The 15,448-nt window shown below is 76.1% G+C and carries 9 protein-coding genes; 8 read left to right on the plus strand and 1 reads right to left on the minus strand.

Annotation, left to right across the window (positions count from 1 at the left end):
* Positions 1–324: 324 nt before the first annotated feature.
* The gene (locus O7546_RS09920) at positions 325–4,053 is read left to right on the plus strand and encodes a S8 family serine peptidase (protein WP_194799850.1); all 3,729 of its coding nucleotides are present in this window, start codon (positions 325–327) and stop codon (positions 4,051–4,053) included.
* A gap of 46 nt (positions 4,054–4,099) precedes the next feature.
* On the opposite strand, the gene O7546_RS09925 is transcribed toward O7546_RS09920, so the two are convergent.
* Positions 4,100–5,074 (minus strand): helix-turn-helix domain-containing protein, encoded by a 975-nt coding sequence (locus O7546_RS09925; RefSeq protein WP_194799851.1) that lies wholly within the window; start codon positions 5,072–5,074, stop codon positions 4,100–4,102.
* A gap of 79 nt (positions 5,075–5,153) precedes the next feature.
* Between O7546_RS09925 and recN the strand changes: the two genes are divergently transcribed.
* The 7 genes from recN (at position 5,154) to O7546_RS09960 (ending at position 15,338) form a co-directional block, all read left to right on the plus strand.
* Positions 5,154–6,911 (plus strand): DNA repair protein RecN, encoded by a 1,758-nt coding sequence (recN, locus tag O7546_RS09930; RefSeq protein WP_194799852.1) that lies wholly within the window; start codon positions 5,154–5,156, stop codon positions 6,909–6,911.
* 118 nt (positions 6,912–7,029) lie between these two features.
* A complete protein-coding gene (gene steA / locus O7546_RS09935) occupies positions 7,030–8,208 on the plus strand; it encodes a putative cytokinetic ring protein SteA (RefSeq protein ID WP_194799853.1) in 1,179 nt (392 codons plus the stop codon).
* 27 nt (positions 8,209–8,235) lie between these two features.
* The gene (locus tag O7546_RS09940) at positions 8,236–9,177 is read left to right on the plus strand and encodes a copper transporter (RefSeq protein ID WP_194799854.1); all 942 of its coding nucleotides are present in this window, start codon (positions 8,236–8,238) and stop codon (positions 9,175–9,177) included.
* 60 nt (positions 9,178–9,237) lie between these two features.
* The gene (locus O7546_RS09945; protein ID WP_194799855.1) at positions 9,238–10,101 is read left to right on the plus strand and encodes a hypothetical protein; all 864 of its coding nucleotides are present in this window, start codon (positions 9,238–9,240) and stop codon (positions 10,099–10,101) included.
* A 1-nt stretch (position 10,102) separates the two neighbouring features.
* Positions 10,103–11,800 carry a lipid II flippase MurJ gene (locus O7546_RS09950; protein ID WP_194799856.1) on the plus strand — a complete coding sequence of 566 codons (1,698 nt, stop codon included), beginning with the start codon at positions 10,103–10,105 and terminating at the stop codon, positions 11,798–11,800.
* A complete protein-coding gene (locus O7546_RS09955; RefSeq protein WP_194799857.1) occupies positions 11,797–12,930 on the plus strand; it encodes a glycosyltransferase family 4 protein in 1,134 nt (377 codons plus the stop codon). Before O7546_RS09950 ends, O7546_RS09955 begins: the two co-directional genes overlap by 4 nt.
* Positions 12,930–15,338: a hypothetical protein gene (locus tag O7546_RS09960; protein ID WP_194799858.1), complete on the plus strand. Its 2,409-nt coding sequence runs from the start codon at positions 12,930–12,932 to the stop codon at positions 15,336–15,338. Before O7546_RS09955 ends, O7546_RS09960 begins: the two co-directional genes overlap by 1 nt.
* The last annotated feature ends 110 nt before the right edge of the window (positions 15,339–15,448 follow it).

The following is a 15,448-nucleotide window of genomic DNA, read 5'->3' on the forward strand; positions in this document are numbered from 1 at the left end:
CGGCCAGGGGGTGGTCGGGGCCGCGACGGTCGGGACGCCGGAGCGTCGTAGCCGGCCGCGGCGGGCGGACCGGCACGCCGTGTCCGGTCGGGTGTCGACCCCGGCCGGGCCGACAGGTCGCAGGGCCGCCGCCGGAGGAAGCGGCGGCACGCGAGCTGGGCGACGCGGTCTCCGGCGTCCCGGCCTCCACTCCGTCGTGCGCGTGTCCACCTGGCGACATGTCGCCGGTGTGGCGGCCCGTACCCGGTGACCCGGCGGCGGACGCCGTCGCAGACTCCGATCGCCGGGCCTCACGAGGTCGGCCTCGGAGTAGAGGAGCGTCACATGCACCGGTTCCCCCGCTGGCTCGCCGCCGGCGCGGCCGGGGCGTTGGTGGTCGGGCTCGCCGTACCGGCGTCCGCCGTACCGCCCGCCCGGCCCGCCGGCCCGCCCCCGGGCACATCCGCCCCGGGCGCGCCGCCCGCCCGCGTCACGCTGATCACCGGCGACCAGGTCGAGCTGGTCCAGGCCGCGCCGGGCCGGATCGCCGCCACCGTCCACCCCGGGCCGGGCCGCGACCGGATCGTCTTCCAGACCACGCAGGCCGACGGCGGGCTGCGGGTGCTCCCCGCCGACGTCGTGCCGTACGTGTCGGCGGGCGTGCTCGACCCGGACCTGTTCGACGTGCAGGAACTGGCCGAGCAGGGCTACGGCGACGCGGGCCGCACGGCGCTGCCGCTGATCGTGCGCTACCGGGAACCGGCCGCCGGGCGGGTGCGCCCCCTCGCCGTCGCCGCCGAGTCCCGTCCGCTGTCCAGCATCAACGGCGCCGCGCTGCGCGTCGACAAGGACGACCTGGGCGCGCTGTGGACGTCCCTGCGGGAGACGCCGCAGGCCCGCGCCACGGGCGCCGGACCGGTCCGGCTCGGCGCCGGCGTGGAACGCGTCTGGCTCGACGGGCGGGCCCGGGTGGCGCTGGAGCACAGCGTCCCGCAGATCGGCGCGCCCACCGCGTGGGCGGCCGGACGCGACGGCGCCGGGGTGCGGGTCGCGGTGCTCGACACCGGCGTCGACGCCGAGCATCCCGACCTGGCCGGCCGGATCGCCGAGGCGCGTGACTTCACCGGCGGCGGCAGCGCCCGGGACGGCCACGGCCACGGCACCCACGTGGCGGCCACCGTCGCCGGCAGCGGCGCGGGCTCCGCGGGGCTGCGCAAGGGCGTCGCGCCGGGCGCGCGGCTGCTGGTCGGCAAGGTGCTCGACGACTCCGGCTCCGGCTACGACTCCGGCATCATCGCCGGGATGGAGTGGGCCGCGCGCTCCGGCGCGAAGGTGGTCAGCATGAGCCTCGGCGGCGCGCCCACCGACGGCACCGACCCGATGAGCCAGGCCGTGAACGACCTGACCGCCGAAACCGGCGCGCTGTTCGTGATCGCCGCCGGCAACGACGGTGAGCCGCGCAGCGTCGGCTCGCCCGGCGCGGCCACCGCCGCGCTCACCGTCGGCGCGGTCGACCGCGACGACGTGCTCGCCGACTTCTCCAGCCGCGGCCCGCGCCTGGGCGACAACGGCCTGAAGCCGGAGATCACCGCGCCGGGCGTCGGCATCGTCGCGGCCCGCGCCGCCGGCACCTCGATGGGTACGCCTGTGGACGACGCCTACACCCGCGCCTCGGGCACCTCGATGGCCACGCCGCACGTCGCGGGCGCGGCGGCCGTCCTGGCGCAGGAGCATCCCGGATGGACCGCTGCGCAGCTCAAGGACGCGCTGGTCAGCACCACCCGGCCGAGCGCCGGCGCGACGGTGTTCGAGCAGGGCGCCGGGCGGGTCGACGTGGCCCGCGCGCTGCGCCAGCGGGTGTACGGCACTGCCACCGCCGACTTCGGCCGGCTGACCACGGGCGGGCCGGCCGCGACCCGGACGGTGCGCTACGTCAACGGCACCGCCGCCGCGCAGACGCTGCGGCTGGCGCTGGAGCTGCGCAACCTGGACAGCGGCGCGGCCGAGACCGACGGCCTGACGCTCGACGCCGCCACGGTGACCGTGCCGGCCGGCGGCGGCGTGGACGTGCCGCTGCGCGCCGACCCGGCCCGGCTGGACCGGGGTCCGCACGGCGGCTGGCTGGTGGCCACCGGCGCGGACGGTGTGACGGTGCGTACCGCGGTCGGGCTCACGCTCAGCGGCCCGCAGCACACCGTGACGCTGCGCGCGCTGGACCCGGCCGGGCGGCCCGGATCGTCGCCGGTGGTGACGCTGTTCGGTGAGCACCCGGAGTCGGACGCGATGGGCTGGCTCGGCGGCGGCGACGAGTGGCAGGTCCAGGTGGAGGAGGGCCCGTACCTGCTGCACGCGCTGATCGAGCACGGCGCGCCGCTGGACGAGCAGCTCACCCTGGTCACCGACCCGGAACTGACAGTGGACCGGGACCTCACTGTGGTGCTCGACCCGCGGCGCGGCACGCCGGTACGGATCGAGACGCCGAAACCGTCCGAGCAGCGGGCCGTGCTGAGCTTCTACCAGCACCGGGTATTCGGCAACGGCCGGCAGGTCGACCACGGCGTGATGACGTTCAGCACCGTGCAGCAGCTCAACGTCACCCCGACCCGGCAGGTACGCCACGGCGAGTTCGAGTTCTCCTCGCGCTGGCAGCTCGTCGCGCCGATGGTCGACATCGACGTCAGCGGCGTGTCCGGCGCGCCGGACGTCAACCTGATGGGCCAGTCGCCGGCCCCGGCCGGGCGGCAGCGGCTGCGTCTGGTCGCCTCCGGCACCGGCGCAGCAGGTGAGCTGGCCGGGGTGCGGGGTGCGGCGGCGCTGCTCACCGCGTCCGTCGACCGGTCCGAGGAGGAGCAGGTGGCCGCCGCGGCGGCGGCCGGTGCGAAGGCGGTGCTGATCGTGCGGCCGGCGGACCAGAGCGCGTGGACGGTGTGGCGCCCGACCGGGGAGCGGCTCCCGGCACCGGCGCTGGCGGTGGCGTACGACGACGGGCAGCGGCTGCTCGCGGCGGCGCGTACCGGCCGGGCCCGCATCGACCTGACGCTCACCGTGGACAGCCCTTACCTCTACGACGTGTTCCAGGTGTCGAAGGGCCGGGTGCCGGAGCGGATCCTCCACCGGGTCACCGCCGCCAACACGGCCGAGGTGACCGGGCGCTACGGCGACACCGGCGGCCTGGACTGGGCCACCGAGCAGCGGTTCGGGTGGCGGCCCTGGCAGGAGTTCTCCTGGAACGACGACCAGCGGATGGTGCGTACCGGGACGACCCGGCGGGAGTACGTCAGCTCCGGTGACTCGTGGTGGCAGCACCGGGTGCTGCACCGGCTGATGTTCTCCAGCATGGGGACGCTGACCGGCGGCCTGTCCGACCGGCCCCGGCGCTACGCGGCCACCGACCGGACCACCGAGTCGTGGCACGCGCCGCTGGTGCGCCCCGCCGTGCCGGCCGGTGCGGCCGCGCCGAGCCGGACCGCTGACACGCTCGACCTGCGAGTGGCCGAGTTCGTCGACGCCGACGGTCACGCCGGCGTGGACAACCGGTCGGAGGAGCAGGACACGGTGACCCGCCGGGTCAGCCGGGACGGCCGGCCGATCGCCGACCTGTCCGCCGGCTGGGCGCCGGTGCCGGCCACCGCCGGTCCGGCCCGCTACCGCCTCGACGTGACCACGGCGCGGTCGTCGGCGGAATGGCGGTGGGCGACCCGTACCGAGACGGCGTGGGAGTTCACCTCGGCCCGCCCGTCCGGTGACGCGGCCCGGCCGCTGCCGCTGCTCCAGGTCGACTACCGGGTGCCGGCCGACCTGCGCGGCGAGGTGCCCGGCAGGCGGAAGCACACGGTCGGGCTGACGCTGCGCCACCCGGCCGGGCTGCCCGCGCCGGCCGGCACGGCGGTACGCGCCGAGGTGTCGTTCGACGGCGGGCGCACCTGGCGCACGGCGCCGGTACGCGGCTCCGGCACCCGCTTCACCGCCGAGGTGCCGGCCGGGCGCGGCACGGTGTCGCTGCGCGTCTCGGCGCGGGACCGGTCCGGCAGCACCGTGACGCAGACCGTGATCGACGCGTACGGGCTGCGGTGAGACGCCGGGGCGGGGCGGTCCTGGGGCCGTCCCGCCCCGGCCCCGGTCAGATCCACCCGCGCCGTGCGGCCTGGAACGCCAGCCCGGGCCGGGTGTCCACACCGGCGGCGGCCATCAGGTCGGCCAGCCGCCGTTGCACGGTACGCCGGCTCACCCCGAGCTGTGACGCGATCGACTTGTCCGGCACCCCGGCGACGAACAGGGACAGCAGCCGCGCCTCGTCGCCGTCGGGCTGGTAGCCGGTGGCCGCCCGGTCGGCGGGCGTGCCGAGCGGCGTCGCCATCAGCCAGTGGCTCTCGAACAGCGCCAGCAGCGCGTCCAGCAGCTGGCTGCGGCCGATCACCGCGGCTGTCGGCTCCCCGCCGTCACGGTCGGGCACCAGCGGGCAGACCGCGGTACGACCGTCCACCACGGCCAGTCGCACCGGCAGCCGGTCCAGCACCCGGGCCTGCTCCCCGGCGTGTACGCCCCGCTCCACGTCGGCGAGCGCGCCCGGCTCCAGCAGCATCGCCCGTTCGTAGATGGCCCGGTACCGCACCCCACGGGCCAGCGCGTCGAACTCCTCGACGTTCTCCGGGCCGGGCATCGCCAGCGGGTTCGCCCGGCAGAACCAGAGCACCTCCTCGCGCGCGCCGTTCTGCAGCTCGCGCAGCCGTTCCCGTAGTGCCCGCGCGCCGGTGACCACCTCGACCAGGTGCGCGGCGTCGTGGCGGCGCATCCCGGCCCGGTAGTCCTCGGCGAGCCGGCTGACGGCGGCACGGGCCTCCTCCAGCGCCGACTGGCGGCGCAGCAGCGCCTCGCCGAGCGGCACGTCCGGCGCGAGCGGCCGCAGCGGCGCGTCCGGTTCCGGGCCGGTCGGCAGCACGAGACCCTTGTCCCGCAAGGCGTCCAGCCGGGCGACGACCTCCGCGCGGGGTCGTCCCAGCCGCTGCGCGAGCTCACCGGCCCGGGCCGTGTTCGCCCGTACCAGGCTGCGGTAGAGCTCCTCCTCGTCCGGGGTCAGGCCGATCTCCTCCAGCACGGGGCTGAACTGTACGGGTGCCCGCGGCCCGCCCTGCCGGCTGGTCAACTGTCACACGGCGGGGCTACTGTCGGGTGCTGTGCTGGAAGAGCTGCGCATCACCGGACTGGGCGTCATCGAGGACACCACGCTGCCGCTGGCCGCGGGGATGAACGTCATCACCGGCGAGACCGGCGCCGGCAAGACCATGGTGGTGACCGGCCTCGGCCTGCTCTTCGGCGGCCGTGCCGACGCCGGCCGGGTGCGCGCCCAGCCGGGCCGCGCGGCGGTGGAGGGCCGGCTTCGCCTGAGCGGACGGGTGGCCGAGGCGGTGCACGCCCGGATCCTCGACGCCGGCGGCGAGCCCGACGAGGACGGCTCGCTGCTGCTCAGCCGCACCGTGACCATCGAGGGCCGCTCCCGGGCCCACCTGGGCGGGCGCGCGATGCCGGTGTCCACGCTCGGCGAGGTCGGCGAGCAGGTGCTCGCAGTGCACGGCCAGTCCGACCAGCTGCGGCTGCTGCGCCCGGCCGAGCAGCGCGCCTCGCTCGACCGGTTCGCCGGGCCGGAGCACGAGAAGCTGCTCGACGCGCTGCGCGAGACGTACGCCCGGTGGCGCACCGTCGTCGACGACCTGGCCGACCGGCGGCGCAACGCCCGCGAGCGCAACCAGGAGGCCGACCTGCTGCGTCTGGGCCTGGACGAGATCACCCGGGTCGACCCGCAGCCGGGCGAGGACGACGAGCTGAAGGCCGAGGCGCAGCGGCTGGAGCACGCCGAGGGGTTGCGTACCGCCGCGCAGGTGGCGCAGCAGTGCGTGGCCGGCGGCGTCGAGGCGACCGACGAGACGCCGGACGCGACGGTGTTGCTCGGCACCGCGCGGCGCACGCTGGAGGCGCAGGCCGGCACCGACCCGGCGCTGGGTGAGCTGGCGGCCCGGCTGGAGGAGGCGGCCACGCTCGTCACCGACGTGGCCGCCGAGCTGTCGGCCTACCTGGCCGCGCTGGACGCCGACCCGGCCCGTCTGCAGACCGTGTACGAGCGGCGGGCCGCGCTGCGCGCGCTCACCCGCAAGTACGCCGACGACGTCGACGGGGTGGTGGCGTGGGCCGAGCGGGCCCGCACCCGGCTGTCCGATCTGGACACCTCCGACGAGCTGCTGGACGAGCTGGACCGCGAGGCGACCCGGCTCGCCGGTGAGGTGGCCGACCTGGCTGGCCGGGTGTCGGCGTCCCGGCGGGAGGCGGCGGTCCGCTTCGCCGAGGAGGTGACTGCCGAGCTGGCCGGGCTGGCGATGCCGCACGCCCGCATCGAGGTGGCGGTGCTGCCGCGCCCGGCGGGCCGGTCCGAGCCGAGCCTGCCGGTGAACGGCGTCGAGACCGGCGTCGGCGCGGACGGTGCCGACGAGGTGGAGTTGCGGCTGCTGGCGCACCCGGGCGCGCCGGCACTGCCGTTGCAGAAGGGCGCGTCCGGCGGTGAACTGTCCCGGGTGATGCTCGCCATCGAGGTGGTCTTCGCCGGTTCCGGCGGCCCGCCCACGCTGGTGTTCGACGAGGTCGACGCCGGTGTCGGCGGTCAGGCCGCGGTGGAGATCGGCCGCCGGCTGGCCCGGCTGGCCCGCAGTCACCAGGTGCTCGTGGTCACGCACCTGCCGCAGGTCGCCGCGTTCGCCGACCGGCACCTGGTGGTGGCCAAGGACACCGGGGGAGCGGTGACCACGAGCGGGGTTCGCGTGGTGGAGGACACCGAGCGCGCGCGGGAACTGGCCCGGATGCTCGCCGGTTTGCCGGACTCGGATCTGGGTATCGCCCATGCCGAGGAGCTCCTGGCCGTGGCGGCCAAGGAAAGGCGTCCGTGATACCCCGATTGTGAGCGCAAGCACACCGGCGCGGGTTCCGGTGTGCTTCCCTGGGTAGGCGGCCCTGCTCAGGCATGTCGCGACAGCAAAACCTGCCTCACATGCCAGGATGGTCACGATGCGTCTACCCACACTGCGCCGGAGCCGGAACCCGGAGCCGGGCTCCATCGTCGGCACCGCGCGCCTCGACCGGCGGACGAAACGGCTGGTCGGGCGGCTGCGACCCGGCGACATCGCGGTCATCGACCACGTCGACCTGGACCGGGTGGCGGCCGACTCGCTCGTCGCGGTGGGTGTGGCGGCGGTCCTGAACGCCAAGCCGTCGGTCTCCGGCCGCTATCCCAACCTCGGCCCGGAGGTGCTGATCTCGGCCGGCATCCCGCTGCTGGACGACCTCGGCGAGAGCGTCTTCGAGCAGGTCCGCGAGGGCGACCGGGTCCGCATCGAGGGCAACACCGTCTTCGTCGGCGACGAGCCGGTCGCGCACGGCTCGCTGCAGGACGCCGAAACGGTCGCCAAGGCGATGGCCGACGCCCGCGAGGGCCTGTCGGTGCAGTTGGAGGCGTTCGCCGCCAACACGATGGACTACCTGCGCCAGGAACGCGACCTGCTGCTCGACGGCGTCGGTGTACCGGAGATCCAGACCCGGATCCAGGGCCGGCACTGCCTGATCGTGGTCCGCGGCTACGACTACAAGGCCGACCTGGACGTGCTGCGCCCGTACATCCGGGAGTTCAAGCCGGTGCTGATCGGCGTGGACGGCGGCGCCGACGCGCTGGTCGAGGCCGGCTACACGCCGGACATGATCATCGGGGACATGGACTCGGTCACCGACGACGTGCTGCGCTGCGGCGCCGAGGTGATCGTGCACGCCTACCCGGACGGGCGCGCGCCGGGCCTGGCCCGGGTCAACGGGCTCGGCGTACCGGCGATCACCTTCCCGGCGGCGGCCACCAGCGAGGACCTGGCCATGCTGCTGGCCGACGAGAAGGGCGCCTCGCTGCTGGTGGCTGTCGGCACGCACGCCACCCTGGTGGAGTTCCTCGACAAGGGGCGCGGCGGCATGGCGTCGACGTTCCTGACCCGGCTGAAGGTCGGTGGCAAGCTGGTCGACGCCAAGGGCGTCAGCCGGCTCTACCGGCAGAGCATCTCCGGGTCGTCGCTGCTGCTGCTGGTCCTGTCGGCGGTGGCCGCGATGGCCTCCGCGGTGGCGGTCTCCACCGTCGGGAAGGCGTATCTGGGCGTGGTCTCCGAATGGTGGGACAATTTCGTGTTCCAGCTCGGCCAGCTCTTCTAGCTCCCCGACGATCAAGAGGCTGCAAGCGTGATCAACTTTCGCTACCACGTGGTGTCCCTGACCGCGGTGTTCCTGGCACTGGCGATCGGCCTGGTGGTCGGCACAGCCGCCCTCAACGGGCCGGTCGCCGACTCGCTCCGGGAGAACGTCAACGGCCTGCGCAAGGACAACTCGCTGATGCGCCAGTCGGTCAACAGCATGCAGAAGCAGCTGGAGACCGAGGAGGAATTCGCGGCCGAGATGGCCCAGCTCGTCCTGCCCGGCAAGCTGACCGGCCGCCGGGTGCTGGTGCTCACCCTGCCCAGCGGCCGCGACCAGGCCGAGGGCGTGGTGAAGATGCTCCAGACCGCCGGCGCCGACGTCACCGGCCGCATCGACGTGCAGGACAAGTTCGTCAACCCGGACAGCAACAACAACCTGCTGGAACTGGCGGTCACCGCGGCCCGGCCGAACAGCGCCCCCACCGGCAACCTGCCCGGCAACGGGCACGGCGTGGAGACCTCCAGCGCCCTGCTTGCAAACGTCCTGGTGGACCGCCCGGCGGGAAGCCCGGCGGTCAGCGAGGCCGACCGGCGTGCCGTGCTGGAGCAGTACGCCACCGCCGGCTACCTCACCCCGGCGGACAAGATCTCCGCCGCCGCCGAGGCGGTGGTGATGGTGACCGGCCAGCCGTACGTGGACAAGGACTCGGCGAAGAAGGACGAGTCGGTGGTGAAGATCGCCGAGCAGTTCGACCGGGCCGGCGCGCTCGTGGTCGCCGGCATGGGCTCCACCGGCGGCAACCTCGTCTCCGTCGTGCGCGGCGACCCGGTGCTGTCGCAGACCATCTCCACCGTCGACAACGCCAACACCGTGCAGGGCCAGCTTGGCACCAGCCTCGCCCTGGCGCAGCAGCTCACCGAGAAGAAGACCGGCCAGTACGGCGTGGGCGACAACGCCACCTCCCGGGTGCCTACACTGCCCCGGTGACCGCCGCGGGCCGCCCGGTCCGTGCCGCGTCGCGTTCGAAGTCCGGATCGAGGAGGTCCCGTGAGACTGGGTCGGCTGCTCGCCGTGGGCGCGGGCGCGCTGGCCGCCCGCTACGTGCTGCGCCAGACGCGCACGTCGCCCGGCGGGCCGGCGCTGGAGCGCACCAACTACCGGGGCCGCACCGTGACCCTGGCCGCCGGTCCGGCCCTGGCCGTCGGCGCGGCCACCGGGGCCGCGCTCGGCGCCGGTAGTGCCCCGGCCGGCGCCGCCGCACTCGTCGCCGGGCTCGGCGCGGGCGCTGTCGGCCTCTACGACGACGTGGTCGGCGCGCGCCCCGAACAGAAGGCCGCCAAGGGGTTCGCCGGGCATCTCGCCGCGCTGCGCGAGGGTCAGGTCACCGCCGGGATGGTCAAGGTCGCCGGGGTGGGCGTGGCCGGGCTGGGCGCCGCCGCGCTGCTCGCCGCCGACCGGCGGGTCGCCGCGCATCCGCGCCGCCGGCAGGCGGGGGCGTTCGGCCGGGGGCTCGACGTGCTGCTCGGCGCCGGCGTGGTGGCCGGCACCGCGAACCTGGTCAACCTGCTCGACCTGCGACCCGGCCGGGCGCTGAAGTCCGGCATGCTGCTCGGCGCGCCGCTGACCACCGGCCCGTACGGCGGCGTCGCGGCGGGCGCGATGGGAGCCTCGGCCGCGCTGGTCGGCGACGACCTCGGCGAGCGGGTGATGGTGGGCGACAGCGGCGCCAACGCGCTCGGCGCGCTGCTCGGCGTGAGCCTGGCCGCGCGTACCGGGCCGCTGGGCCGGGCCGGTGTGCTGGCCGTGCTCGCCGCGCTCACCGCCGCCAGCGAGAAGGTCAGCTTCACCCAGGTCATCGCGTCCACGCCGGGGCTGCGGCACCTCGACGAGCTGGGCCGGCTCCCGGACTGACGTGACGAAACCGGCTCCTCTCGCCGCCGCCGGCCGGGTCGCCGGGGCGGCGGCCCTCATCGCCGTCCTCACCGTCCTCAGCCGGCTCGCCGGCTTCGGCCGCACCGCCGTGTTCACCTGGATGCTGGGCCCCACCGACCTCGGCGGCGCCTATCTGGTGGCGAACTACGTCCCGAACTTCATCTTCGAGATCGTCGCCGGTGGGGCGCTCGCCAGCCTGGTCGTACCGCTGCTCGCAGGCGCCGTCGAGGCCGGTGACCGGCGCGCGGTGGCCGCTACGACCGGCGCGCTGCTGACCTGGACGCTGAGCCTGCTGGTGCCGCTGGCGGTGCTGCTGGCGGTGTTCGCCGACCCGCTGCCGGGGCTGATCGGAAACGGTCTCAGCGAGGCCCAGCAGGCGTCCGGCGCGCGGATGCTGCGGGTGTTCGCGCCGCAGTTGCCGCTGTACGGCGTGGGGATCGTGCTGACCGGTGTGCTCCAGGCGCACCGGCGCTTCGCCTGGCCGGTGATCGCGCCGCTGCTGTCCAGCGTCACGGTCATCGCCGTCTACCTGGGCTTCACCGTCGCCGAGGGGCGGCTGGCCACGATCGGTGAGGCCGGGCGCGGCGGTGAGCTGCTGCTGTCCGCCGGGACCACGCTCGGCGTGGTGGTGCTCTCGCTGTCGCTGCTGATCCCGGTGCGTCGCCTGCGGCTGCGGATCCGGCCGGGCTACCGCTTCCCGGCCGACGCCCGCGCCCGGGTCGGCGGTCTGGTGGTCGCCGGTGCGGTCACAGTTGCCGCCCAGCAGATCGCCCTGGTGGTCGCGCTCAACCAGGTCACCTACGGCCGCACCGCCGACGTCAGCGTCTACAACCTCGCCCAGACCGTCTACTTCCTGCCCTGGGCGGTGCTGGCGGTGCCGCTCGCGGTGGCCGCGTACCCGACGCTCGTCGCGGCCCGGGCCACCGGCGACGAGCGCGCCTACCGGGAGACGCTGGCCCCGGCGGCACGCGGCGTCGTGCTGCTCAGCCTGCTCGGCGCCGCCGCTCTCGTCGGCACCGCCGTCCCGGTCGGGCACTTCTTCTTCTCCGATCCCCTCGACGCGCGCACCGCGGCGGCCGGGATCGCCGGGTTCGCGCCCGGCCTGGTCGGCTACGGCCTGTTCGCGGTCCTCACCCGTGCGCTGTACGCCCGCGGCGAGACCCGCGCGGCCACCGTCGCCACCGCGCTCGGCTGGCTCAGCGTGCCCGCGCTCGCCGTGGTGTCCGCCCAGGTGGCGCCGCTGGCCGACCGGGTGCTCGCGGTGACGCTGGCGACGTCGGCCGGCATGCTGCTGCTCGGCGCGCTGCTGATCGCCGCGGTCCGGCGGGCGGCCGGCGGCGAGGCGCTCGCCGGGATCGGCCGGGCCGGCGCCGCCGGGCTGCTCGCCGCAGTGGTCGCCGGAGCGGGCGGGGCGGGCGTCGCGGCGGGACTCGCCGGGCTCGGTGACGGCACCCCGACGACACCGTGGGCCCTCGCGCAGGGCATGCTGTCCGGGGTCGTGGTCGGTGTCCTGTTCCTCGCCGTCGCCTGGCTGACCGACGCCCGCGACCTGCGGCCGCTGCTCGCGACCGTGACCCGTCGGCTGCGCCGGCGACCCCCGGCCGGCGGGGACGACGGCCCGCCGGCGCAGCAGCACCCCGGCGAGCGGGGTGACGGAAGGGAGACCGTTTCCTCATGACGGACGCCTCGCCGGCACCGCGCTGGCCCGGGTCGGTGGCCCTGGTGCTCGCCTCCAGCACCGGCGGGGTCGGGCAGCACGTGCGCTCGATCACCCGAGGGCTCACCGAGGCCGGCGCGTCCGTGCTGGTCTGCGGCCCGGCCGCCACCGAGGAACAGTTCGACTTCACCGGCGCCGGGGCCCGGTTCACGCCGGTGGAGATCCCGGCCAGCCCCACGCCGGGCGACGCGCGCGCGGTCACCGCGCTGCGCCGGGCGCTCGCTGACACACCTGTCGACGTGGTGCACGCGCACGGGCTGCGCGCCGGCCTGGTCGCCGCGCTCGCCCGTCCCGCCGCGCCGCTGGTGGTCACCTGGCACAACGCGGTCCTCGCCGGTGGCCTGCGCGGCGCGGTGTCCCGGCTGGTCGAGCGGGTCGTGGCCCGGTCCGTGCGGGTCGCCCTGGGCGCCTCCGCCGACCTGGTCGACCGTGCCGCCGCGCTCGGTGCCGCCGACGCTCGTCTCGCTCCGGTCGCCGCGCCGGCGCTGCCCGCGCCGCGCCGCCGCCGCACCGCGGTACGCGCCGAGTTCGGCGTCGCCGCCGACCGCCCGCTGATCCTGTCGGTGGGCCGGCTGCACCCGCAGAAGCGGTACGACGTGCTGATCGACGCCGCCGCCCGCTGGCGGACCCGTACCCCCGCACCGCTCGTGGTGATCGCCGGCAGCGGTCCGGCGTATCTGCCGCTGGCCGCCCGGATCTCGGCCGCCCGCGCGCCGGTGACGCTGCTCGGGCACCGTAACGACGTGGCGGACCTGCTGGGCGGCGCCGACCTGGCGGTGGTGACGAGCGACTGGGAGGCCCGCCAGTTGTTCGCGCAGGAGGCGCTGCGGGCCGGCGTACCGCTGGTCGCGACCGCCGTCGGCGGTCTGCCGGACCTGGTCGGCGACGCGGCCGTGCTGGTGCCGGCCGGCGACGTGGACGCCGTCGACGCGGCGGTGCGCGACCTGCTCGACGACCCGGCACGCCGGGCCGACCTGGGCCGGCGCGCCCTGGCCCGGGCGGCGACCTGGCCCACCGAGGCGGACACCGTGGCCGCGCTCGCCGGCCTCTACGCCGAGCTGACTCCGCAGCTGTCCACCGGGAACCGCTGATGCTGCGCAGACTGACCCCGGTGCTGCTGACCCTGGTCGTGGTGGTGCTTGGTATCACCGCGCTGTCCGCCCGCCCGGACGACGGCGCGACCCGGCCGAACGCCGACTACGTGGTGCTCGTCGGCGCGGCGGGCCTGCGGTGGGACGACGTCGACCCGGAGAACACGCCGACGCTGTGGCGGATGGCCGAGCAGGGTGCGATCGGATCGCTCTCGGTGCGCTCCGCGCACCGCCCCACCTGCCCGGTCGACGGCTGGCTCACGCTCGGCGCGGGGAACTTCGCCGCCTGGCCCGGCGCCCGCCCGAGCGGCGGCTGCCCGGCCACCGCCGTCACTGTCGAACGGCCCGACGGCATCGGCGCGAACCTGCCCGACCAGGCCAGCGCGGTCGTACACAACCAGGAGCAGCTCTCCTGGGGCGCCACACCCGGCGCGCTGGCCGAGTCGGTGCGCTGCTCGGTTGCGGTCGGGCCGGGCGCCGCGGTGGCCGCCGCCCGCCCGTTCGGCCGGGTCGACAGGTACGCGCCCACGCTCCCGGAGGACCCGGCGGAACTGCTCGGCTCCTGCGTGCTGAGCATCGTCGACGTCGGCACCGTCGACGACGACGACCCGGAGGTACGGGCCGCGCAGGCGCGGCAGGCCGACGCCCGGCTGGCCCGGGTGCTCGCCGCCCGGCCGCCGCGCTCGCTGGTGCTCGTCGCCGGCGTGTCCGACACCGACTCCCCGGCGCGGCTGCACGTCGCTGTCGCCGACGGCCCCGGCTGGGAGGGCGGCTGGCTGACCTCGCCCAGCACCGCCCGGTCCGGCTATCTGCAACTGATCGACCTGGCCCCGACCGTGCTCGCCGTGCTCGACAAGCCGATGCCGGAACGGGCGTTCCTCGGCCGGCCCGCGGTGACTGTCGACGACCGGCCGGACGACCTGCGGGCCGCGATCGAGGCGCCGGCCGACGCGGACCGGGAGGCCGCCGCCCAGCGCCGCGTCGCCGGCTGGTTCTTCACGCTGCTGGCCGCCGCGCAGCTCGCCCTCGCCGTGGCGGTGCTACCGGTGCTGCGCCGGGCCCGCCGGCTCGCCGGCCCGCACGGGCCGGAACCGGTGTCCCCGCGGATCGTCGCCGTGGTGGAACTGATGCTGATCGCCGCCGCGCTCGCCGTGCCCGCGGCGCTGCTCGCCGACGCCGTGCCCTGGTGGCGTGGCGACCACGCCGGCCTCTGGTACGCCTCGGTGACCGCGCTGCTCATCGTCGGCGGCACCGCGGCGGTCCGGTTCACTCCCGGGCACGAGCGCACTCTCGGCCCGCTCGGGGCGGTGGCCGGGCTGGCCACGCTCGTCGTCGGCGTGGACGTGCTCACCGGCTCCCGGTTGCAGCTCAACGGCGTGGTCGGCTACTCGGCGCTGGAGGGCGGCCGGTACGCCGGACTCGGCACCGTCGGGCTGGGCGTGTTCATCGCCGGGGCGCTGCTGTGCGGCGGCTGGCTCGCCCAGCGGTTCCGCAAGGGCTGGCGGCCGATCGTGATGGTGACTGTCGGCGGGCTCGCAGTGGTGATAGTGGGCAGCCCGTACCTGGGCGCCGACTCGATCGGCGCGATCGCGCTCACCGCCGGCGTCAGCGTCGCGGCCGCGATCTGCAGCGGCGGCTGGCTCACCGTGAGCCGGCTGGCCTGGGCCACCATGGCCGCGCTGGCGGTCACCGTCGGATTCGCCCTGGTCGACCTGGGCCGTCCGGCGGACGAGCGGGGCAGCCTGGGCCGGTTCCTGGCCGCTGTGGGCGACGGCACCGGCGGCCTCACCGTGCACCGGTCCAGCAGCTCCAACATCCAGACGCTGGTGAACAGCCCGCTCACCGTGCTGGCCCTGGCCGGGGCGGCGCTGGTCTGGCTCGCGCTGCTCCAGCCGTGGGGCGGGCTGATGCGGCTGTTCGGCATCTACCCGGCGATCCGGGCGGCGATGGCCGGTACCGGCGTGGCGGTCGGGCTGGGCGGACTCCTCGGCGGGTCGGCGCTGGACGTGGCCGGCGCGGCGGCGGCTCTCGTGGTGCCTATGGCGGCCCTGGCGGCGCTACGGGTGCTCGACCATTCCACCGACCGTACGGTGCCCGACAGCGGCCGTGGCGGCGGCGAGACGGGCGCGGTCCCACCGGGCGGCCCGGACAAGTCCTCCCGGGGCGGCGCCGCTGCCGACGGTCCGACGGACGGTGGTCCACCGGCCGGTGACGGTCCGGGTGGTGGCCGGTCGGCGGGTGACGGCCCAGTCGGTGACGGTGCGGGCGATCCGGGGGAGGCCGGGGAGCAGGCCGCACCGGGCCGGCAGGGCCCGGCCGACAGGGAAGCGCCGAACGGGCCGCCCACCGCCGGGGCGCGGGTCCCCGCCCAGCCGAACCCGGCGTCCGCGGAGATCCCCGCCGGCTGACCCGGCAGGTGCTCGCCCCGGCCTGCCCTCGCCAGGTCGGGGAGGTGGCGGGGTCGAGGCCCGGCGGAAGGCACCACACCGGCGAAGTGGTGTCGATCAAGGGCCCGGAT

Origin of the sequence: Micromonospora sp. WMMA1976, from assembly GCF_027497335.1 — a bacterium.
In the GTDB taxonomy this organism is placed as follows: domain Bacteria; phylum Actinomycetota; class Actinomycetes; order Mycobacteriales; family Micromonosporaceae; genus Micromonospora; species Micromonospora aurantiaca.

What these genes read in the sequence shown, in the direction of transcription:
- O7546_RS09920 (WP_194799850.1), top strand. Translation starts at nt 325, where the DNA reads ATGCACCGGTTCCCCCGCTGGCTCGCCGCCGGCGCGGCCGGGGCGTTG.
- steA (WP_194799853.1), top strand. Translation starts at nt 7,030, where the DNA reads ATGCGTCTACCCACACTGCGCCGGAGCCGGAACCCGGAGCCGGGCTCC.
- O7546_RS09955 (WP_194799857.1), top strand. Translation starts at nt 11,797, where the DNA reads ATGACGGACGCCTCGCCGGCACCGCGCTGGCCCGGGTCGGTGGCCCTG.
- O7546_RS09960 (WP_194799858.1), top strand. Translation starts at nt 12,930, where the DNA reads ATGCTGCGCAGACTGACCCCGGTGCTGCTGACCCTGGTCGTGGTGGTG.